This window comes from Rhodospirillaceae bacterium, assembly GCA_016712715.1.
Classification (GTDB): Bacteria; Pseudomonadota; Alphaproteobacteria; order Dongiales; family Dongiaceae; genus Dongia.
Map to the genome: position 1 here is coordinate 664,801 of JADJQM010000001.1, position 22,628 is coordinate 687,428.

18 protein-coding genes are annotated in these 22,628 nt (G+C 62.1%); 6 read left to right on the forward strand and 12 right to left on the reverse strand.

Features of this window, described 5'->3' with window-relative positions; genetic code table 11:
• Positions 1-1,185 carry an aminotransferase class I/II-fold pyridoxal phosphate-dependent enzyme gene (locus IPK59_03320; protein MBK8157848.1) on the reverse strand — a complete coding sequence of 395 codons (1,185 nt, stop codon included), beginning with the start codon at positions 1,183-1,185 and terminating at the stop codon, positions 1-3.
• 222 nt (positions 1,186-1,407) lie between these two features.
• Between IPK59_03320 and speB the strand changes: the two genes are divergently transcribed.
• Positions 1,408-2,376, forward strand: coding sequence for an agmatinase (gene speB / locus IPK59_03325; GenBank protein MBK8157849.1), 969 nt, complete (start codon positions 1,408-1,410; stop codon positions 2,374-2,376).
• 126 nt (positions 2,377-2,502) lie between these two features.
• Here the strand turns inward: speB and IPK59_03330 are convergent, their stop codons facing one another.
• On the reverse strand, positions 2,503-2,997 hold the full coding sequence (locus IPK59_03330; protein MBK8157850.1) for a cytochrome c: 495 nt from the start codon (positions 2,995-2,997) through the stop codon (positions 2,503-2,505).
• Between the two features lie 229 nt (positions 2,998-3,226).
• Positions 3,227-3,688, reverse strand: coding sequence for a DUF992 domain-containing protein (locus IPK59_03335; protein ID MBK8157851.1), 462 nt, complete (start codon positions 3,686-3,688; stop codon positions 3,227-3,229).
• A gap of 112 nt (positions 3,689-3,800) precedes the next feature.
• On the opposite strand from IPK59_03335, the gene IPK59_03340 reads away from it, so the two are divergent.
• Together IPK59_03340 and IPK59_03345 are read left to right on the forward strand one after the other, a co-directional pair.
• Positions 3,801-4,886, forward strand: a complete 1,086-nt coding sequence (locus tag IPK59_03340) for a LysR family transcriptional regulator (GenBank protein MBK8157852.1) — start codon at positions 3,801-3,803, stop codon at positions 4,884-4,886.
• 93 nt (positions 4,887-4,979) lie between these two features.
• Positions 4,980-5,912, forward strand: a complete 933-nt coding sequence (locus IPK59_03345; protein ID MBK8157853.1) for an amidinotransferase — start codon at positions 4,980-4,982, stop codon at positions 5,910-5,912.
• Between the two features lie 49 nt (positions 5,913-5,961).
• Here the strand turns inward: IPK59_03345 and IPK59_03350 are convergent, their stop codons facing one another.
• The 4 genes from IPK59_03350 to betI all read right to left on the reverse strand — a co-directional run bounded on the left by IPK59_03350 (position 5,962) and on the right by betI (position 10,892).
• On the reverse strand, positions 5,962-7,062 hold the full coding sequence (locus IPK59_03350) for an AAA family ATPase (GenBank protein ID MBK8157854.1): 1,101 nt from the start codon (positions 7,060-7,062) through the stop codon (positions 5,962-5,964).
• A gap of 7 nt (positions 7,063-7,069) precedes the next feature.
• Positions 7,070-7,720 carry a nicotinamide mononucleotide transporter gene (locus tag IPK59_03355; GenBank protein ID MBK8157855.1) on the reverse strand — a complete coding sequence of 217 codons (651 nt, stop codon included), beginning with the start codon at positions 7,718-7,720 and terminating at the stop codon, positions 7,070-7,072.
• Positions 7,721-7,810: 90 nt separating this feature from the next.
• Positions 7,811-9,889: an acetate--CoA ligase family protein gene (locus IPK59_03360; protein MBK8157856.1), complete on the reverse strand. Its 2,079-nt coding sequence runs from the start codon at positions 9,887-9,889 to the stop codon at positions 7,811-7,813.
• Between the two features lie 4 nt (positions 9,890-9,893).
• Positions 9,894-10,892, reverse strand: a complete 999-nt coding sequence (gene betI, locus IPK59_03365) for a transcriptional regulator BetI (GenBank protein MBK8157857.1) — start codon at positions 10,890-10,892, stop codon at positions 9,894-9,896.
• Positions 10,893-11,126: 234 nt separating this feature from the next.
• Here betI and IPK59_03370 point away from each other — a divergent pair, with 234 nt between their 5' ends.
• From IPK59_03370 to IPK59_03380, 3 genes are all read left to right on the forward strand, one after another.
• Positions 11,127-12,464: an aspartate aminotransferase family protein gene (locus IPK59_03370; protein MBK8157858.1), complete on the forward strand. Its 1,338-nt coding sequence runs from the start codon at positions 11,127-11,129 to the stop codon at positions 12,462-12,464.
• 398 nt (positions 12,465-12,862) lie between these two features.
• Complete coding sequence (locus tag IPK59_03375; GenBank protein MBK8157859.1) at positions 12,863-14,944, forward strand: hypothetical protein; 2,082 nt, start codon at positions 12,863-12,865, stop codon at positions 14,942-14,944.
• A gap of 153 nt (positions 14,945-15,097) precedes the next feature.
• On the forward strand, positions 15,098-16,414 hold the full coding sequence (locus tag IPK59_03380) for a tetratricopeptide repeat protein (GenBank protein MBK8157860.1): 1,317 nt from the start codon (positions 15,098-15,100) through the stop codon (positions 16,412-16,414).
• Positions 16,415-16,426: 12 nt separating this feature from the next.
• On the opposite strand, the gene IPK59_03385 is transcribed toward IPK59_03380, so the two are convergent.
• From IPK59_03385 to IPK59_03405, 5 genes are all read right to left on the reverse strand, one after another.
• Entirely contained in the window at positions 16,427-17,233 is an 807-nt protein-coding gene (locus IPK59_03385; GenBank protein MBK8157861.1) for an SDR family oxidoreductase, read from the reverse strand.
• A gap of 12 nt (positions 17,234-17,245) precedes the next feature.
• A complete protein-coding gene (locus IPK59_03390) occupies positions 17,246-17,929 on the reverse strand; it encodes a TetR family transcriptional regulator C-terminal domain-containing protein (GenBank protein MBK8157862.1) in 684 nt (227 codons plus the stop codon).
• Between the two features lie 118 nt (positions 17,930-18,047).
• Entirely contained in the window at positions 18,048-19,238 is a 1,191-nt protein-coding gene (locus IPK59_03395) for an aminomethyl transferase family protein (GenBank protein ID MBK8157863.1), read from the reverse strand.
• Complete coding sequence (locus tag IPK59_03400) at positions 19,238-20,842, reverse strand: NAD(P)/FAD-dependent oxidoreductase (protein ID MBK8157864.1); 1,605 nt, start codon at positions 20,840-20,842, stop codon at positions 19,238-19,240. Before IPK59_03400 ends, IPK59_03395 begins: the two co-directional genes overlap by 1 nt.
• Entirely contained in the window at positions 20,842-22,497 is a 1,656-nt protein-coding gene (locus IPK59_03405; protein MBK8157865.1) for an NAD(P)/FAD-dependent oxidoreductase, read from the reverse strand. Before IPK59_03405 ends, IPK59_03400 begins: the two co-directional genes overlap by 1 nt.
• Positions 22,498-22,628: the final 131 nt, after the last annotated feature.

Here is a 22,628-nt window from a genome sequence, read left to right on the forward strand (position 1 = left end):
CTAAGCCACCTTCCCCACCAACCCACGCGTGAAGGTCGCGATGCGGCGGCAAGCTTCAGCGAGGCTCTTCTCATCGACGGCGAAGGAGATACGCAGGTGACCCTCGGCACTCGGTCCGAACGCGGTCGCGTCCAGCGTGGCGACGCCGGTCTCCCGGAACAGGGCCCAGGAAAAATCGCTGCCGCTCATCCCGGTCCCGCGCACATCGGCCAGCATGAACATGCCGGCGGCGGGGCTGCGGCAGATCACGCCAGGCAACTGGCTGAGTGCTGCCATCGCCATGTCGCGGCGACGCCGATAGATGGCGCGCATCTCCTCGACCTCGGGAATCTCCCGCTCCAGCGCCATGGCGGAGGCGTTCTGGATGAAGGGCGGCAGGCCATAAAGATTGGCGAGACCCAGATTGCCGACATGGACGATGAAATCCGAAGGCCCCACCACCCAGCCGAAACGCCAGCCGGTCATGGCATGGGATTTCGACAGGCTGTTCACCGTGACGGTCCGCTCCGCCATGCTGGGCAGGCCGCAGATGCTGATATGCTCCCCATCGAACACCAGCGTGCTGTAGACCTCGTCGGCCACGACCCAAAGATCATGCTGCCGGGCAAGGTCGGCAATCCCCTCAAGCTCCACGCGGTTGAGCGCGACACCGGTGGGATTGCTGGGTGTCGCAAAGAAGATGGCCCGCGTTTTCGGCGTGACCGCGCGCACAAGATCAGCAAGATCGAGACGGAAATTGTTGGCGGCCTTCAGCGGCACGCGCACCAAGGCGGCGCCACTCGCCTGGATGGTCGCCTCGTAGGTGACATACATGGGTTCGAGCACGATCACCTCGTCGCCCGGATCGAGGATGGTCATCGCGGCGGCGAACAGGCCGCTCTGCGCCCCCGACATGATGGCGACATTGTCGATCCCAACCTTCTGGCCGGTGACGCGGGAATGCTGTGCAGCAACCGCCTGGCGGGCGCGCGGCAATCCCAGGATGTCGGCGTAATGCGTATCGCCGCTGCGCAGCAAGCGCACCGCTTCCTCGGTGATCACCGACGGTGTGTCGAGATCCGGGTCGCCGATAGAGAGGATGATGACGTCGCGCCCGGCGCGCTTCTGCGTCAACGCCTCGACATGAAGATCCCAGGCCGCAGCCCCTTCTCCGGCGACGCGCGTGGTCAGCTGAGAATAGTGCATTCCAAACCCCGACATTTGCTTGTTATTGCGGCACGTTTCGCTTTTTTGTGCCGGTCCATTCCTGCAAGAGGTAAAGTCCGGTTGAGACGCGGTCAAGCAAGCTCTTGACGGCATAGTTGAAACGAGATCGGGTGACCCGTTCCGCAAGCTTAAACCACCGCAATACGGCGTTTCGCCTGCCTGGGTGGCGTTTCGTCAGATACAAAAACAGCGAGGCAGATCATGAACAAGGTTCCGCAAGACAAAGTCTTCCACCAACCGCTGGGCGGCAACCAGATGCCCCGCTTCGGTGGCCATGCCACCATGATGCGCCTGCCCACCAAGGAAAGTGCTGCCGGGCTCGACGCTGCCTTCGTGGGCGTCCCCTTCGACATCGGCACCTCGAACCGCGCCGGCGCCCGCTTCGGCCCGCGCCAAATTCGCGCCGAATCCTGCCTCATCCGCCCCTACAACATGGCGACGCGCGCTGCCCCCTTCGACAGCCTCAGCGTGGCCGATATCGGCGACGTCGCCATCAACACGTTCAACCTGCAAAAGAGCATGGGCATCATCGAAGCCGCCTATGACGACATCCTCAGCCACAACTGTGTGCCGCTCACCATGGGCGGCGATCACACCATCGCGCTGCCCATCCTGCGCGCGCTGAAGAAGAAATACGGCCCCGTCGGCATGGTCCATATCGACGCCCATGCCGACGTCAACAATTCCATGTTCGGCGAACCGATCGCTCATGGCACGCCGTTTCGCCGCGCGGTGGAGGAAGGCCTGCTCGACGGCAAGCGCGTGGCGCAGATCGGCCTGCGCGCGACCGGTTATGCGGCGGAAGATTTTGACTGGCCGCGCGCCCAGGGCTTCCGCGTCGTGCAGGCCGAGGAATGCTGGTACAAGTCATTGACGCCGCTGATGGCCGAGATCCGCGAACAGTTGGGCAAGGGCCCGGTCTATCTGTCCTTCGACATCGACGGCCTCGATCCCTCTTCCGCGCCGGGCACTGGCACGCCGGAGATCGGCGGTCTCACCACCATCCAGGGCATCGAGATCATTCGCGGCTGCCGCGGCCTCGACCTTGTCGGCTGCGACCTGGTCGAAGTCTCTCCGCCCTATGATCCCACCGGCAACACGGCCTTGCTGGCAGCCAACCTGCTCTATGAAATGCTGTGCGTACTGCCGGGTGTGAAGTACCGGACGTAACCAAAGGGCCCCTCACCCCAACCCTCTCCCCACTATCGTGGGGCGAGGGAGTTTCGACCGAATTCACGCCAAAGCCCCTCGCCCCTCCGGGGAGAGGGGCTGGGGTGAGGGGCGCCTTTCTGTGAACTACTTCGGCATCACCACGCTCATATACGGCGCCGTCACTTTCTCTCCCGCGCCGAAGGGCCCCGGCACCTGGTGATCCACCGCCGGCAGCGTCCGCAGATAGGCTACCAGGTCCGCGGCATCTTCCTTTGTGATATGGCCATAGGACATCCACGGCATGGCCGGCGCCAGGATCCGGCCGCCCGGGCGCACGCCGGTCGTGAAGGCGGCGATGATCTGCGCGTCGGTCCATTCGCCGAGACCGGTCTTCTTGTCAGGCGTCAAATTGGGCGGATAGAACACGCCCATCCCCGGTATCTCGAAGCCGATATCCGAGCCTGCGAGCGGCGTTTCCAGATTCGGCTTCGGCGTGAAGGCGCCCGTATTGTGGCAGCCGCCGCAATCCATGATGTTCGCCAGATAGGCGCCCCGCGCCACCTGATCCTCCGCCTTGGCAGGGACCATGCCGATGGCAAGCAACAGCGTCGCGCTGGTGACGGCAAAACCGACTTTCATGACAAATCACTCCTCAGGTTTCTTTGGAATCGCGGTCCGGACAACCCAAGTTGGCCCCGGTCTCGCATCGGCGCCTCAATAGCCCGGCTGCGCCCGCCAGAAAACCTAAGAGATCCCTAAAACCGCGTGCGCCCCGTCACATCTGAACGTGGCTGATCAAGAATAGTCATACAAAAAGGGCCGCGACTGGGTCGCGGCCCTTTGCATCGTCGGTTTATCGGCTGGCGATTTAGATACCGGGGCGCAGTTCGATCTGCGCCACGCCGGCGGCCACATTGACGCCGACGCTGCCAGTGACGCTCACCGGCTGCAGGGCGATCTGGCTGTTGCCCCCACCCACCAGCACATTGGCACCGAGGCCGAGGCCGGCCGCGACATCCGCCGTGGCACCGCCATACTGGCCGGCGAGCGCACCCGGGGCGACATTGCCCGGCGCGAACACGACCCAGATCATATGGGCTTCCTTGGTGAAGCCGATATCGACACCGTATTTGTTGATCTCGCCGTTATAGACTTCGGCCGAACCGTCGGCGCGGGTGAAGACGCAGGACATCGTCTTCGACGACCCGAAGATGAAACCCATCCCGCCGGCCACGTTGCAGCTCAGCGAACCGACATTGACGCCCGATGCCGAAAAGGCCGGGACAGCAGAAATCATCAGCGCCGCGGCGGCGGCGATCAGGCTACGCATATTCATATTGAAGCTCCCATGAATGAAGACCTCCGTCGCCCGTCCGCGGCGGTGACAACAATCTAGCACCGGCAGATTGAAAGTCCCAGACGGGACTAGTCATTTCGCTGTGATGCCCCTCACAAAGCCCCTGTTTACCGGGCTTTGTGCCGATCCGCCCTTGCTCGGGGAATATTTACCGCCCGATCGCTGGAGCGGCTGGCAACTGGACAGGCTGGCACTTTCCGGGAACTATCCGGACATCGATCCCAAGGAAGCAGCCAAGACATTGCAGAAACGCCATCTTCCACCCCTGAACGCCCTGCGGACCTTCGAGGCTGCCGCCCGGCATCTCCATATGGGGAAGGCCGCGGACGAGCTGGGGGTGACTCATGGCGCCGTCTCGAAGCAGATCGTCAACCTCGAGGACCAGCTCGGCTTCAGCCTGTTCCAGCGCCTCGGCAATCGCCTTGCCCTGACCGATCAGGGGCTGAAGCTGCTCAAGGCCGCCACTATCGCCTTCGATCAATTGGGCTATGCCATCGCCCGGCTGGACGGAGAATCGATCGCCGGGGAACTGCGCGTCTCGGTCCCGTCCGCCTTTGCCGAGAAATGGCTGATCCCCCGCCTCGCCCGATTCATCGACCTCGTCCCCGGCCTGAAGCTCGAGGTCCATTCCGCCAATGCCAGCTACGAGGCCAAGGCCGACGATATCCTGGGCGAAGACCTCGACCTGGCCGTCCGCTATGGCGAGCCCGTCTGGAAGGACGGTACCGCCCGCCTCCTCTCCCATGTGGGCTCCTTCCAGGTCTGCAGTCCCGTTCTCATGTCGGCCGATCCCGGCCTCGCCAGCCCGGCCGATCTGCGACACCACACCCTGCTGCTCGATGACCCCGACGGCGCCAACTGGCGCCGCTGGCTGGACCGTGCCGGCGTCCCGCCCGGGGAACTACCGAGGGCCATCTATTTCCAGGACTTCAACCTGCTGCTGGCGGCGGCGAGGCAAGGGCTCGGCCTGTGTCTGGCCGACCAGATCACCGCCGGCGAGGATCTGGCCCGCGGCCATCTTCTGCGGCCATTCCGCCAATCGATCGAGCATCTCGGTGCCTATTTCATCGTCCTGCCCGCCTTGGTGTCGCCTGGCGCCCGGGCCTTTGCCGAATGGCTGGAGGCTGAAATCGCCCTCTCCAGCATGCCCGGCGACGAGGCTGTGAGCTAAAGTCGACCAAGAGCCCCCTATTACTCCCTGGGATGATCCCGCATCCGGCTGGTAAGGTCCCATATCCAATCACCACCAGCAGGGAATGAAACCATGACCAGCGCCCAAACACCCCTTCGCGGCCGAGTCATCGGCGGCGGCACGCCGCTCATGAAGAAATGGAACCTCGCCTCGGAATCCGGCGCCCTCAAGGACGTGCTGCTGGGGCCGGCCGAGGGCTTCCGCTGGATGGGCCTGGAAAATGCTCAATGGTCGTCACTCGTGCGCGACACCATGCGCAAGGGCTACAAGTTCGACAAGCAGGTTGCGATGCGCCAGCACCGCGAGATGGTCAACGCCTATGAGGATGCCGGCGTCAACTGCCACTTCCTGCCCTTGGACGAGCATAACCCCTACCAGGTCTATGCGCGTGACTCCTCCTTCATGACGCCCTACGGCGCCGTCATCTGCCAGATGGCCAATCCGCGCCGCCGCGGCGAGTACGCTTCGTGCCTGCGCTTCTACCTTGAGAACGACATCCCGGTTTACGACATGGTGAGCTCGGGCAATTTCGAAGGCGGCGATTTCAACATCATCGCCGACAAGACCGCCCTCATCGGCTACACCGACCATCGCTCGGAAGAAGTCTCGGCCCGCCAGATTTCCGAATGGATGGTCGACGAAGGCTGGGAGATCAAGTTCGCGCCCATCGACCAGTTCTACGTCCATATCGATCTGATGGTCTGCATGTTGAACGAGCATGTCGCCGCCGTCTGCCTCGAGACGACCGAGGACGATGTCATCGATTTCCTGAAAGCCAAGAAAATCGAAATCATCCCGGCGACCTTCAAGGAAACGATGGCGCTCGGCTGCAATGTCGTCGCCCTCGGCAAGGACCGCATCCTCTCGACACTCGGCGCCAAGGATCTGAACGCCAAGCTTCGAGCCAATGGCTTCACCGTCTACGACCCGGACATGACCATGTTCACCTGGGCCGGTGGCGGCGTCCATTGCATGTGCCAGCCGCTCAACCGCGAAGCGGCGTAAATTCGCCACCCTCGCCCGGTCCGGCCAGCGGGCCGGGCGAGGTCACGCCTCAGCCACCCCGCAACAGAGCGTCAATGAGATCGACGGCCCGGGAAATACGGGTATCGGCATCGCCGCTCACCAGCGCCCAGGGTGTCGCCTGGACCGCGAGGCGCTCGATGAACCGGTGATGCATGCCTTCCCGGACATGGGCGCCATCGCGCAATCCGTCGTCAACGAAGGGCACCCCGGCAATATCGGTCAGCAAGTACAGGGCCCGTGGCGGCAAGGTCGTCGCAAACGCCTCCAATTCGGCATCGGCGGCGCCGACATAGCGCTCATGCCAGAGGCAGGTTGCCAGCGCATCGGTATCGCAGAGTAGCAGTGGCCCGCCGTCGCGGGCTGCCGCCTCCTCCCACTCAGTCTGCACCTGGGCGACATGATGGAACTGCGGCGAGTGCCAGGTCAGATCTTCCGGTCGCGGCTCCGGCGCTCCTCTTGCAATCGCCACGCCGCGCGCCGCCGCCAGCAGATTGATCGAGTATTCGCGCCCATATTCGGGCACCAGCCGTGTGCGCGCCCAGACACCGCCGCGCTGCCGATAAGCATCCTGCAAGGCGCGGGCGAGGGTTGTCGTGCCCGTCGATTCCGCCCCGAGCAAAACGACGCGCCGCGTGAAGTAGGCCCGCACGGCCGGCGCCAGGAAATCCCAATTCGCTGCCGGATCACGACGCACGGCACTCCCCGAGACAGGATAGAGGACGCGATCGCGATCAAGACAGACCGCCACGGCACCAAAGCGACGGGCAAGCTCTGTCCCGTAATCCTCGGAGGTAAAGACGGCATCAACCGCGACCATCGCACGGCCAACGTCGGAATCCGCCAAGGCAATTCCCTCGCGCATAAGCGCTACCTGTGCGCCCCAGATCGCATCATCCTCGTAATCGACCGGCAGGTTGTCGACGATACCGCTCACCGCCACCTGCGGCCATGAGGCGAAGGTCTCTCGCAGGAACCTGACACGGTACGAAAGCGGCAATGTCTCGTGATCCGCGGCCATCACGACAACCGTCACCTGGTTCGAGAGTGTCGCCGCCGTCCGGATCAGGTATTCGTGCCCGGCATGGGGTGGATAGAATTTCCCGATCACCAACCCGTGCCGAAAAAGCATATCCTGGCTACTCCGCCGCCAGGGCCGCGCGCGGCACTTTGTGAGCTTGGCCAAACAGCATCTCGCGCCGCCACAGCTGATAGCCGCGACAGGCTAGAACCAGAAATACCATATAGAGGAGAGCTATCAGATAGAGTTCCTTGTAGAGATAAACCGGTATCGAGATGATGTCCGTCGCGATCCACAACAGCCAGGTCTCGAGGATCTTCCGGTTGAGCAGCCATTGCGCAACGATGCTGAGCGCGGTGATCAACGCATCGAAGATGGGGATGCTCCCTTTGAGCCAAGTCAGGATGGCATAGAGCACGCCAACCAGTATCACCACCGACAGCACCGTCCACAGATGTTCGATGGGAGAAGATGCCCGGATCGTCTTGCGTTTACTGACGCCGCCGGTCAACCAGAACCACCACCCGGCCAGACCGAGAATGATAAACAGGATCTGCAGCGCGGCGTCCGCGAAAAGGCGCGCATCAAAGAACAGCGCAAAAAGCAAGGCGCCATTGGCGATGCCGATCGGGAAGTTCCAGATATTGCGGCAAGCCGTCAGCCACACCGCAAGGAGGCCGGTCGCAAAGCCAAACACCTCGACAACCGAGAGCGTCCCACCGAGCGCGCTGAAGAGCGGTTGATTTAGCCAATCCAGGATGATCTGCATGTCCTCAGTCCTTAGCCGCCACAGTCTGTCGTATATCGGACTGATGTCAATTCCAGGCAGGGTGCAGAAGATTTGGACGGGATGATCGGCCTATTGTCGCGATGCGGCGACGATCAACGCATCGACGGCGACGGTACCGTCTTGATTGACAATCAGCGGGTTCACGTCGATCTCGCCGATAAGGCCGTCAAGATCACTCACCATCACCGAAAAGGCCGCGAAGGCCCTCGCCAGCTTGTCGACATCGGCGGGCTCGGCACCGCGCTTGCCATCCAGCAGCGGGCGCAACGAGAGCTGGTCGATCTGTCGCCGCGCCTCGATCGTCCCGAAGGGCGGCAGCACGAAGCGGCGATCGGGCATCATCTCAATCAGCACGCCACCGGCGCCTACCATGACGACCGGGCCGAACTGAGCATCCTGCGTCATGCCGAACGAGATCTCGATCCCCTTCCCCGCCATAGGCATCAGCAGCACACGGGTACCCAGCCGTGCCCTGAGGTCCGCATAGGCGGCCTCAAGTGCCGCCGCATCCTTGATCCCGAGTTTCACGCCACCCACATCAGATTTGTGCAGGATGCCTGGCTCGGCGGTCTTCATAACGACAGGGTAGCCGATTTTCTCCGCCGCCTGCACCGCGCTTTCCAGACTGTCGGCATGAGAATGAGCGATCACCGGCACACCGTAATCGGCCAGCAGGTCGAGCGCGTCTGCTTCCGACAGACTGCCCGACGCCAGCCGCGCCGCCCATTTGCTGCGCAGGCCCGCTGGTGCGGCTACCGCCCGGTCAACCCCCATCGCGGCACGGTCGCGTTCCGCCATCGCCTTCTTGACCACATTCAGCATCGACTGGACACCGGACAGGACCGGCACCCCGTCATGCGCCAGCCGCGTGATGACCTCGAGATTGGCATTGCTGGCGACATTGGTGGTGTAGAAGACCGGTTTCGTCGTCCTGACGGCGACCTTCCGCAGGATGTCGGCATAGCCGGCACTCAAGTAATAGCCATCACGAGCTTCGACACAGAGTGTTGCCAAGGCCGTGTCCGGGTCATCGACCAGGGCCTGGAGGCAGTCTTCGAATATGCCCGCCCAATCATTGCCGGTGCCCCAGGCATCCAGCGGGTTGATCGGCTCCAGCCCGTAGTCCAGCCTGGTTGAAAGCTTCTGCCGCGTGGCCTCGTTGATCTTGGCGAATGGCACCCCGCTTTCGATGCCGAGGTCGAGCACCAGTTCCCGGAAGCCGCCGGAATCATGCATCGTCGCCAGCCCGCCCGGCGCCAGCTTGCGCTCGGATGAGAAGAGATGCAGCGCGTTCACCAACTCGTCCATGTTGCCGACTTCGATGACGCCGTAATGATCGAAGAGAGCGCGGTAGGCGGCGTGATTGCCGGCAACCGCACCTGAATGCGACACGGCCAACGCCGCACTCTCCGCCGTGCGACCGACCTTCAGGGCCACGACCGGAATGCCCTTGGCGCGCGCCTTGGCCAGCGCTGCCTTGAAAGCTTGTGGATCGCGCACTGTCTCCAGAAACAGGCCGACGACTTTGGTCGCCGGAATGTCGAGCGCGAAATCAAGATAGGCGGCCATGTCGGTCTCCAGCTCCTGGCCCGCGGAAACGGCGAGGCTGAAACAGAAGCGCCGATCCGTATGGCACAGCGCCGAGAAGGCCGACCCGGAATGGGTGATGAAGGCGACATTGCCTTTGCGGATCCAGTCCGGCGGCGGAAAGCCGCAGACGCGCAGGCCGAAATCCAGGTGATAGAAGCCCATGCAATTGCCGCCGCAGATGGCGATCCCTGCAGCCTTCGCCTTCCGGGCAATGCGCTCGGTCAGTTTTGGTTCAGTGTCATGTTCCAGATAGCCGCTGGCAAAGATCGTGGCGGCACCGATGCCACAGGCGATGAGCTCATCGAGCGCCGCTTCCAGGCGCGCATTGGCGATGCCCAGCACCGCCATGTCGACAACCTCCGGCAGATCGGCGAGCGACTTGTAGCATTTCTGCCCGTCGATCTCGTCATAGCCGGGATTGACGAAATAGATCTTCGACGGTGTGCCCGCCATGCCCGTCGACGTGATCATGCCACGGCCGACCGAGCCCTCTTTCGGACTGGCGCCCACGAGCGCCACGCTCTTCGGCCGCAACAGGCGATCAAGTTTATGCGGCATGGAACTATTCTGATTTGCTGGCCAGTGTGGCGAGGACCGCGCGTTCCCGCAACGCATGCTCCTGCGCATTGGCGAGCCGCGCTTCGAACAGGCGCTGCGCCTCGTCGTGGATCGGGCCATAAACCTCCATCCATAACTGCGCATCGGTGGCCACAATCAGGCGGCCAATATGCCACGACGTCGGTTCGGCGCGGCCATCCAACCAGCTCTCTAAAATCTTGACCGAGATGCCGGCTGCCGCCGCCAATATCTCGCGGCGCAAAGGCCCCACCGGCTCCATGCGTTTCCGCAAGGCGGCCGCGAGGCGCGCACGGTGCGCATTGCGACCCTGCACTTCCTGATCGATCGCCAAGACGACACCATTGTCGTTGTCGCCCTTCGACTTCTTGGCGCCACCCGCAAAATGCGCCGGAAAGACCGAGGCCAGGTATTGCCGGCAGATGCGCTTCGCCTCGGCACGGTTGAAGGTCTTGGGCTCCATCAAACAGTCGAACCACATGCCGTCGATCATGGCGTTCAACCCAGTCGCGACGTCGCCGGCGCTGACGCCTTCATAGCCGCCTTCCTGGATGATGCGCTGGCACAGCGTTTCGGTCTGGGCGAGGTAGTCCTGCTCCAGCCGCTGCACCACGTCGTGATAGGCCTGATTGCCACGCGCTTCGGCCCAGAACGCGTACCAGATCGAGACCTTCTCCACATTGCACACGGTCGGATGAAAGTCGGCCTCGATCATGGCTTCCAGGCCAGCGGCCGGCGCCACCTTGCCCTTATTGATCGCCGCCTGCCAGAAAGCCGAATATTCCTCGGCGATCTGCTCCAGCGTCGCAATCAGGAGCTGTTCCTTGGACTTGAAGTAGAAATTGACGATGCCCGGCGACAGGCCGGCTTCACTGGCCACATGGGTCAGCGTCGCATTAGCGTATCCGACCCGGCCGATGGCGCGAATTGTCGCATCTATCAACTGCTTACGGCGAACTTCCTTAACGGCTTCGGCCTTGGCCATGGACGCTTTAACCCTTTCGCTGTCACTTACGGGAATCGGGATAACTACATGATATCTTTAACTTTGCTGCACTCGCAACATTAAATGTTCATTCAGTGATATTGCCATTTTCTGAATCGCATGATAGATTTTTTATACAAACATTCAATGACCGGACGGTAACAGACTCGTTACCACTACCCAACCGGAGCGCGGGAAACCCCGCATCACTTTGAGACCAATGGAGATTTTCAGATGACCACGATCAAAACCGATCGTCGCAAAATGGATAAGAGCCGCGCACATTTCCAAGAGGCTATTAAGCATATGCCGCTCGGTGTCAGCTCCAACTTCCGCTATTGGGGCGATGACAACACGGTCTTCGTGAAAAAGGGCAAGGGCGCCCGCCTCTGGGATCTCGACGGCAACGAATACATCGATTACCGCCTCGGCTACGGCCCGGCCATCCTTGGCCATTGCAATGACGTCGTCGACGCCGCCGCGCGCGAGGCGCAGTCGGTCGGCACCGTCTTTGCACTCGGCACGGAAAAGGAAGTGACCGTCGCCAAGCTGATTAAGGAAATGATGCCGGCGGCTGAACTGGTCCGCTTCTCGAACTCCGGCACCGAAGCCGTGATGGCCGCCTTGCGCCTGGCGCGTGGCTATACCGGCAAGGACAATTACGTGACGTTCGAGGGGTCCTATCACGGCCTGTTCGACGCCACCATGTGGACCGCCGACCCGGAAGACATGAAGGACCAGAGCAAGGATCCGAACGTCATCCCCTACGGCCTCGGCATTCCGGCCGTCGTCCGCCAGCTGTTCTGGCAGGTGCCGTATAATGACGCACAGCGCCTCGAAGACGTGCTGAAGAAGAACCACGACACCATCGCCGCCGTGCTGATCGAGCCCATCCTCGGCAATTGCTGCGGCATTCCCTCGAAGCCGGAATTCATCAAGGCCGTCCGCGCGCTCTGCACCAAGTACAACGTGCTGATGATCGTCGATGAGGTAAAGACCGGCTTCCGCGTCGCCAAGGGCGGCGCCCAGGAGCTCTACGGCATTGAGGCCGATATCTTCACCGTGGCGAAGGCGATGGCGAACGGATATCCCATTTCGGCCATCGGCGGCAAGGAAGAGATCCTGCGCAAATACGGCAAGGGTGTCGCCCACGGCGGCACCTATACCGCACAGGCCATGAGCCTCGCCGCGGCAGAAGCCACGCTGACCATCCTCAAGGACACCGACGCCCTCAAGGACATCGCTACCTATGGCCAGTCGATGCAGGACGGCATGCACAAGGTGCTCGTGAAGCGCGGCATCCCGCACAGCTTCACCGGCCACCAATCAATGTCCGGCCTCTTCTTCAGCGCCGAGGCGCCGACCACCTACCGCAACTGGAAACTCTCCGATTACACCTTCTACGACACCATGGCCGGCATTCTCATCGACATGGGCATCATGTGCGAGCCCGACAGTCGCGAGCCCTGGTTCATCTCATCGGCCCATGACAAGAAGTGTCTCGACGAGACGCTGTCGAAGTTCGAGGAAGCCGTCGACCTCACCCCTCGACGAGCTCGCCAAGGGCCGTGAGACTGAAGACAAGCTCATGCCCGGCATCAGCGGCTGAACAGTTACGACCTGAAGACGGAAACGGCGCCCTGGCAACAGGGCGCCATTTTCGCTTGGGCAAAGATTTTTTCAACTCCGGGCAACTCGCCACGGCAAATCCTCGCCATCTCATAATTTCAGCGCGCAGCCTTGACCTCCATTCCCAGGCCAGGAACACGGGCGGAAACGCTGGCGCCATCACGTCGACCCCATTCACACTTCCACGCGATCGCACATCCCGATCCGTGGCAAGACCCGCCGTCGACGGGCGGACGATGTGAGAAATCCAGAAATCTCTCAACCTGATAAGTGTTTGACCACTTTGAGGTGCCTGGAATTCTGGTTGCCCAGCATCACCACGCGCAGCAGGGGAGAAGGTCATGCCACAATATCAGACCGGCACTACCGGCAACGACACGCTCTACGGCACCTGGTGGATCGATATCATCAACGGCGCCGACGGCAATGACACAATCTTCGGCGATCGCGATGTCGACCATCTTTATGGCGGCGCCGGGGACGATATTCTGTGGGGCGGGCTCGGCGGCGATCAGCTGTTCGGCGGCGACGGTTTCGACATAGCCGTCTACCAGTCCTCCGACGCTGGCGTCACAGTGAACCTCTCCAGCACCACCCAATCCGCCGGCCAGGCGCAGGGTGACCGGCTCTACAGCATCGAAGGCGTGATCGGCTCCGAGTTCGACGACCATCTCTCCGGCCGCAACGGCAACTTCCTCTTCCGCGGCGGCGGCGGTGCCGATCACATCAGCGGCTTTGGTGGACAGAGCCGGTCCAGCTACGCATTCTCGTCCGACGCTGTCGATGTCGACCTCACCCGCAGCGGCGCCCAGATCGGCGGCGACGCGCAAGGGGATATCCTGCTCGGCATCGACAACCTGACCGGCAGCGACTTCGACGACCGGCTGACCGGCAACGTCAACCGCAACACCTTCTCCGGCGGCCGCGGCGCAGATTATATCGATGGCGGCGGCAACCGCGATTTCGTCGACTATCGCGGATCGACCGCCGTCGACATCGACCTCTACCGCGCAACGCAGCAAGGCGGCCATGCCGAGGGCGATCAGCTCGTCTCGATCGAGAATATCCGCGGCAGCACCGCGGATGATCATATCGTCGCCACCTTCATCGACAATGAACTCATCGGCGATGCCGGCAACGACTATCTCGATGGCGGCGGCGGCAACGATTTGCTGAAGGGCATGACCGGCAACGACACGATCCTGACCCACAGCCGCGGCTTTGCCGATGGCGGCGCAGGCTTCGATACGCTCATCATCGAGTTCGACGAGCGCGATCCGTTCGACGGCGTCTCGCTCTATGTCGACAATCTCGGCAACATCTCCAGCCGCTATCTCAGCGATTACGATCCGCCAGCGGGCTACAATCTGGGCGCCACCGGATTCGAGCGCATCGAGGTCACCGGCACCCAGTGGAGCGATGGGTTGATGGGTACCAGCGGCGCCGACATCCTGCGCGGCGCTGCCGGCGACGAATACATCCAGGGCGGCGCGGGCGACAGCCTGGATGGCGGCGACGGCCGCGACGCCGTTGAACTACGCTACGACCCCAACACCACGACAGCCATTCATGTCGACCTTGGCGCCGGAATCGCCACGGGCATCGCAACCCTCGCCAATTTCGAGGACCTTACGGTCACGACCGGTCGTGGCAACGACCACATCGTCGGCGGTAGCGAAGGCAACTGGATCAACACCCAGGGCGGTGATGATGTCGTGCAGCTTTTCGGCCACCACAATTACGCGGACCTCAACCCCGGTGACTTTGACGATTTCGACACCTATATCGGCAGCGACGGCGTCGACCAGGTCGCGGTCGGCGGTCGGGGGTCTGTCGATGGCGGTGGCGGTTCCGAAGATGTGCTGACCCTCCGCTTCTATGGCAGCGATGCCGTCACCTTCACCGCCGCCGGCAACTTTTCCAGCACCGGCCTCACCTTCGTCAATTTCGAAACGTTCAACATCTACCGCGAAAACACCGTGGCCGGCGATACCCTGCAGCTTGGCGAGGGCCATGATCTGGTCTATGGCGGTGGTGGCGACGACCTCATTGACGGCCATGGTGGCTATGACCTGCTGCGCGGCGGTCTTGGCAATGACAGCCTGGCTGGTGGCACCGGCGACGATCAGCTCTACGGCGATCTTGGCCACGACAATTTGCGTGGCGATGCCGGCGCCGACCGCTTCTATTTCAGCCAGGGCCTGGATGTGGTGACGGATTTCAACCCCACCGACGGCGACATGATCATCATCAGCAGTGATTTTCACGACGAAGACCATGACAGTTACGCGGATTTGATGGCCCATTCCCAGGAGACGACTGCTGGCCTGCTGCTCACCAGCAGCGATAGCGCCTCGACCCTGCTGCTGGCCGGCATCACCAAGGCCGACCTCACCGATGCCGCCTTCGACTTCCTCGTCTGACGCACGCACAATCAGGAGGCGATTTCTGCGCTGCGCCCAGCAAGGGAGTTTGACTCCCCGTCCCTTGATTCCTATCGTTCTGCGGTCCGTCGCCCAGTGAGGGATATGGCCGGCGAGATATCATTCTCATTTCCGGCAGGTAGGGGTAGTGCGATGAAGGATCTGCGCGGCGAACCCATCTCGACCCAGAATGCCGGGTCACTGGAGATATTTGAGCGGGCGCTGCATGCGCTCAACGTTTACCGCGGTGATCCCGTTGCCATCATCGACGAGGCCCTGGCGCTGGAGCCTGACTTCGTCATGGGCCATATCCTGCGCGCCCATGTGCAGGTGACCATGTGGGAGCGTAGCGTCCTGCCGGCTGTCAATGAGTCGCTGGCGCGGCTGGGCGAACTCGGCAATCGCAGCAACGACCGGGAACGCGGCCACGTTCGCGCCCTCTCCTTGTGGGCCGCGGGCGATTGGGGCGGCTACAAGGACTCACTCGACCGCTTGCTGGTGAACCATCCGCGCGACCTCCTCGCCCTGCAAGCAGGCCATCTCAGCGACTTCTTCCAGGGCGACCGCGAAACCCTGCGCGGTCGCGTCGCGCGGGCACTGCCCTTCTGGACCCGCGATGATCCGGGCTTCGGGCTGCTCCATGGCATGCATGCCTTCGGCCTCGAGGAATGCGGTAGCTATGGCGCTGCCGAGGAAGCCGGCCGCCACGCCATCGACCTCGATGCGGACGATTGCTGGGCCCAGCATGCCTTGGCCCATGTCATGGAAATGCAGGCCCGCCAGGCGGAAGGTGTGGCTTTCATGGAATCGCGGCAGGCGAACTGGGCCCAGGATGATAACGGCTTCCAGTTTCATAACTGGTGGCACACGGCGCTCTTCAATCTCGATCAAGGCCATCACGACCGCGCACTCGACATCTATGACCGCGGCATCCACCCGCAACCGACCGAAATCCAGGTCATGCTGCTCGACGCCGTGGCGCTCCTCTGGCGCATGCATCTCAGCGGCATCGATGTCGGCCGCCGCTGGGACGATCTCGCATCAACCTATGCCAAGGGCAGTGAGACCGGCTTCTACGCCTTCAACGACATGCATGCCATGCTGACCCTGGTGGCAAGCGGCCGCCAGCCGGAAGCTGCCGCCCTGCTGCGCACGATCGAGGACATGTCAAGGGCCGACAACACCAACGGCATGATGACCAGAGAGGTAGGCCTGCCCATCCTCCATGCCATCCTGGCCTTCGGCGCCGGCCGCTATGCCAAGGTGGTGGATTACCTGATGCCGGTGCGCTACCGCGCGGCCCTGTTCGGCGGCAGCCATGCGCAGCGGGACATTCTGCATCGGACCCTGATCGAGGCTGCCTTGCGCGCTGGCGACAGATCCCTCGCCCATGCCCTGGCCCATGAGCGCATCGCCTTGAAGCCGCATTGCCCCTTCACTTGGCAATTGCATCAGCGCGCCACGCAGTAGGGCACATCTCCATCACAACGTTCCGGGGAACAGCTTCCAGGCGCCGACGGCGTCGAGATAGGGCAAAGACGGATAGTCGGTGATAGTGAGACCACCATCCACCGTCAGCACGGTGCCAGTCACGAAAGACGCCTCGTCCGAGGCGAGGAACATCACCGCGCGCGCGATCTCGTCCGGCGTTCCCATCCGTCCGAGCAGCGAGGCGCCCTTCTCCCATTCCTCGGCGGCCCCACTGCCACCGGTAGTCTCCGTCTTGATCCAGCCGGGCGACACTGCGTTGGCACGGATGCCATGGGGTGCTCCCTCGGTCGCGAACGACCGGGTCAAGGCCTCAAGCGCCGCCTTCGCCACGCCATAGCTACCCCAATTGCCATGCAGTGTCGCGGTCGACGAAATATTGACGATGGCGCCACCACCCGCGGCCTTCAGCGCCGGCAATGCAAACGCGGAGACGAAATAGGCAGAGTCAAGATTGGCTGCCATCAACTTGCGCAGCCTCTCCCCCGGCCCATCAGCCGCCTCGACACCCGAGCGCCTGGCACCGGCGCCGGCATTGTTGACCACCACGTCGAGGCGCCCGAACTGGGCCACGACGTCGCCGATCATCGCCCGCGCGTCAGCTTCCAGGCTGACGTCGCGGGGAAAGAAATGCGCGTCTGCGGAAAATGGCGACAGCTCCTTTAGAGCAGCTCGGCCGCGATCCGCGTTCCGCCCGACAATGGCAACCTTGGCCCCCTCCAGCGCCGCGCGCCGCGCGATTCCGAAGCCGATGCCGGTCGTGCCGCCGGTGACCATAACCACCTTGTCCTTGAAGCGCATCGCATTCCCCTGTCAGCATTGCGGGGGATTATGCCTCGGCCCGGCCCTTTGCTCCATCCATCTCGGCAAGTTTCTCTCGCTGGACGTAATAAAGGTCAGCAGCTTCAGGAAGGCCATGCAGGAGCGGATGGCGTCCTTGGCCTTGAACGTCTTGGGATAAAGCAATGCCTGCAGCCAGAACCCGTCGATCATGGCCGACAGGGCCCCGGCAACCCGCACGGCGATCTTCCTGGCGTCCGGCTTAGCGCGCGGCTGCAGGATGACGAGGTTATAGATCTGGTGTTCCAGTTCCTTGACATAGCGGCGTTCGACCGCCGTCGCTGCGTCGCGAAACTTGTCGCGGAGTTCCGGGTCCGACCAGAAGCTGAACCAGACAGCGAGCTTGGCGCTGGTGAAGACATCGCGGTCGAAATAGGCTTCGACCATTGTCTGCAGGCGCGACCAGGCATCCGCCGGCGCCGCCTGGATCCGCGTGTTCCAGACCAGGAAATACTCGTCCGCCAGATATTTGAAGACTTCCTCGAACAGCTTGTCCTTGCTGGTAAAGTGAAAGTTCATCAGCCCGGTCGATACGCGCGCCGACTTTGCAACCCGGCTCACCGTCGTGCCGTGATAGCCATGGGCGGCAATCACCGCGATGGTCGCCTCGATCAGTTCCTTCTTGCGATTGCTGCGGATGGGGGCGTTCTTGGCCATGATGCTACTTCTTTTCGTCATGGTCCGCGAAGGCGGACCACCCACGAGTTTGTTCACAGGCAAAGAAAGTAAGTCGTGGGTGGTCCGCCTTCGCGGACCATGACGACGGAGCGCGCACTCACACAATTTCCTTCTTCCGCGGTGGATCGAAGAACATGCGGTTCCGCGTCCAGCATTTCACCATGCTGCGTTCGATCTTTTTCTCTTTCGGATACCAGATCTCGATCCACATTTCCGTGCCGGGCTTCGTATAGGCCATGGGTATCTGGGCAAAGGCGATGTTCTTCTTCAGCAAGGGCGACCACATGGCGGAGGTAGTAAGGCCCAGTTCCTTGGTTCCCTTCTCGTCGGCATAGAGGAAAGCACCCGGTGCCGGCTTGCGTCCCTCGATCTCGATACCAGATAGGATAAAGCGTGAGGAGCCTTCCGCTTTTTCCTTCTGCAAGGCTCGCTTGCCGACGAAATAGGCATCCTTCTTCAGCGCCACCGCCCAGCCGATCCCGGCCTCGATCGGCGAGACACGCTGCGTCGGGCGGATGGCATGATGCGAACCGATATAGTCCACATCGACCAGGATAAAACCGGCCTCGACGCGCGTCATTTCCAGTGCATGTCCGCCCATCGGCGCGATCTTGTAGGGATCGCCGATACGGAACAGGGTTTCCCACAGCCACGGCGCATCCTGCGGCTTGACCCAGATCTCATAGCCAAGATCGCCGGTGAAGCCGGCCCGGTCGATCCGCAGCCAATGTCCATCGACGCTCGTTTCCATGATGCCGAAATGCGGCAGCTTGCCGATCCCTTGGACGCCCAGCACCTCCAGGATCGCGCGGGAATTCGGCCCCTGCAGCGACAGGCCGGCCAGTTGCTCGGAGATTTCCTCGATCTCGACCGAGAAACCATAGGCACTCTCATTTAGCCAATGCAGCTGATGGAGGGCGGCGTTGAGGATGAAGTCGTTCTCACCCAGGCGGAACAGCGTTCCTTCCTCGATCATGCGGCCATCATCGTCGCACCAGGCCGTGTAGGCGACATTCATTGGCGCCACCTTGCTAAGGTCGCGCGTCACCAGGTAATTGGCGAACTTCGCCGCATCCTTGCCCTTGATCGCATATTTGATCAGCGGCGAAACATCATAGACCGTGGCGCCGTTGCGGGTCGCCATATATTCCGATTGGATGGAATCATAATAGGCCGGTGAATAATAGCCCTGCCAGCGGATCCATCCAGCGCCATGCATCATGGCTTCCATCGCATCATGGAACGGCGTCTTCTTCAGGAAGGGTTTCAGATGCTGAACGTGAGTCATCAGGCGGCTCCCTTCCTGGCGGTGGTCTTTCGGATATCCTTCAGGATCTCGCGCGCGGCATTGGCGCCGGCGGCACCTGAAACATTGCCGCCTGGATGCGCGCCCGCCCCGCACAACCACAGGCCTGGCAGCGGCATCTTGTATTGCTGGAACGAGGCCGCCGGCCGCAGGAAGAACACCTGGTCCAGGGTCACTTCGCCCTGGTGCCACTGGCCACCAGAGAGGTTGAATTTGGCCTCGAGATCATGCGGTGTCAGCACTTCCGACGCCGTCACCTGGTTGCGGACACCGGGTGCCACCTGGTCCAGCACATTCAAGGTGCGTTCCAGAACCTGGGTGCGCGCTTCATCCTGTGTGGTCGTCCGCAACTTGTAGGGTGCGTACTGACAGAGGATCGACGCCACATGCTTGCCCGACGGTGCCAGGGACGGATCGCTTAAGGTCGGAATGACTATCTCCAGCGCCGGATTGTCCGAGACCCGGCCATATTTGGCGCAGTCGAAAGCATGCTCGACATAGTTGGTCGACGGTGCCACCACCATGCGGCCCTGGGCCTGCTTCAGCGCGTCCGGCAAGCCATCCAGTGCCAGATGCACCTTGGCGACGCAGCCATTCATCCTGAGATGCCGCATGCGGCGCAGGAATTCGGTATCGAGATTGCCCGGCTCGACCAGGTGCAGCAATGTCCGCTGCGGATCGGCGCTCGACGCCACGATGGGCGCGCGAATCTCCTCGCCATTCGCCAGCACCACGCCGACCGCGACGTCCTTTTCAATCAGGATATGGCCAACCGGCGCGCTCGTGCGGATGGTGGCACCGGCGGACTTGGCGGCCTTCACCAGCGCATCCACCACGGCACCCATGCCGCCCTGCGGCAGGAACAAACCGCCCTGTCCGTGCTTCGCATTCATCGAGGCAAGACGATAGAGCAGGTTGAAGACCGTGTTGGGTGAACGCGGCCCGAGATAGACGCCGAGCGTCGCCTCGAATCCCAGCAACCCCTTGATGATATCACTCTCGAAGAAATCGTTGGCGAGGTCCGCCACATTGATGGTGAGGATGCGGGACATTTCCAGCATGTCCTTCTTGCCCATCAGGCGGAGCTGCACGGCAAACATGCCGAGCGCCAGCTTGGTCTGGAAATCATTGGCGGCGGGTGATGGGCTGGGCGGCGTCTTCATGAGGAAGCTACCCAAGGCGCCCGCCAGCTTCACCAGGCGCTCAATGCGCGGATGATAGGCCTGTGCATCGGCCGGCGAGAACCGGGCGATCGATGCCTGTGTCGCCGCCTTGTCGTCGGTGATATCGAGGCGCGCACCACCGGGCAGCATCGCCGAGGTGCCGATCCGGTTCTGCGTCGCCCGGAGACCGTGACTTTCCAATCCCAGATCGCTGATCACCTTGGGATGCAGTGCATGCAGGATGTGGGCGACCGCCGAGGTTCGATAACCCTTGGCAAATTCCCGTGTCTGGGCAGCGCCACCGGCCTGTTCGCCCGCTTCCAGCACCAGCACCTTCTGCCCCGCCTTGGCGAGATAAGCTGCCGTGACCAGGCCGTTATGGCCCGCGCCGATGACGATGACGTCGTACTGTTGGGCGCTCATCACACCACCCCATGCTTGAAGTCGCGCAGCATCTCGCGCGCCGCATTGGCGCCGGGCGCCCCCATGACGCCGCCGCCGGGATGCGTGCCCGATCCGCACATGTAGAAGTTATCGAACGGTCCGCGATACTGGCCGAGGCCCGGGAACGGGCGGTTGAACAGCATCTGATCCAGCGTCAACTCGCCCTGGAAGATGTTGCCTTCGGTGAGGCCCACTTCATTCTCGATGTCCCAGGGGGTCCGCGTCTGGCAATGCAGGATGAGGTCCTTGAAGCCCGGCGCATTCATCTCGATCGTGTCGAGCACGTCCTTTTCGAAGGCCGACTTCATCTCCGGCGTCCAGGGCTGTTCACCCAACTTGTATGGCACGTATTGCACGAAGACCGACATGAAATGCTTGCCCGGCGGTGCCATGGTGGGGTCGACCGTGGTCGGGATCACGATGTCGAGGAAGGGCCGCTTCGACCAGGAGCCGTATTTGTAGTCGTCATAGGCGCGCTCGATATAGTCGAAATCGCCGCCGATATCGATGGTGCCCCAGGCCGATTCCTTCGGCAGGCCGGCGAATTGCGGCAGACCATCGAGCGCGATGTTCAGCTTGCCCGAACTGCCGCGGATCTTGAAATTCTTGGCGTAGGTGTGGATGTCGGGATCGATGCTGTCCAGATCCGATTTCTCAATGAGCTTCAGATAGGTGCGCTTGGGGTCGGCATTGCTGACCACTGTGCGGGCATAGATCTCTTCGCCATTGGCCAGCGTGACACCGACCGCCTTGCCGCCGCGAATGATGACCTTGGCGACCTCGGCATTGGTGCGAATCTCGACCCCGGCTTCGGTCGCGGCCGAGGCAATTGCCTTCGAGACCGACCCCATGCCGCCGCGCGCAAAGCCCCAGGCGCCGATCTGCCCGTCGACCTCACCCATGTAGTGATGCAGCAGCACATAGGCGGTGCCGGGCGAATAGGGTCCCAGCGCCGTGCCGATGATCGACGAGGCCGCGGCAAAGCCCTTCCACCGCGGCGTCTCGAAATATTCGTCGAGGAAGTCGCCGATCGACATGGTCCAGAAGCGAATGATCTCATACATCTGCTTCTCGCCCATGCGGCCGAATTCGCGGCCGATCTTCAGCAGCCCTTCGAGATCGTTGCGCTTGCCCCAGGGATTGATCTTGTTCTGCGCGAATGGGTTGAGCCTGGTCGGATCGGGCGGCGTCACCATCAGGAGCGGCTTGATGAAACGACACTGCCGGCTGATCTCGGCCGCATAGTGATCATAGGCCTCCGCATCCTTGATCGAATGCCGGCGCAGTGACTCGCGTGTGCGATCATGATCCGAATAGGTGACGATCCCCTCGCCCTCATGATTGGGCGACGAGTTGATCTCGTAGGGAATGACTTGCAGTCCATGACGCGGCAGATCGAGGAAGCGGAAAATCTCCGGGCGCAACAGCGAGCACACATAGGAGCAGGTCGAATAGGTGAAGCCCGGATAGATCTCCTCCGACATCGCCGCGCCACCGACCTTGTGATAGCGCTCGAGGACGAGGACCTTCAGCTTGTTCTTGCCCTCCTTCTCGCCACCCTTGGCGAGATAGGCGGCGGTGACGAGGCCGTTATGCCCGCCGCCGATCACGATCGCGTCGTATTTGGTCGCCATGTGGCCTGCCCCTGAAACTGAATATCCGTTCAATTATTGAATGCTTATTCAGTTTCGATCTACCTGTCCAGACCGATTCTGGATGGCCCATTGACCTCACCCATCCACCCCTTTACCAAGACCGCGAGGGA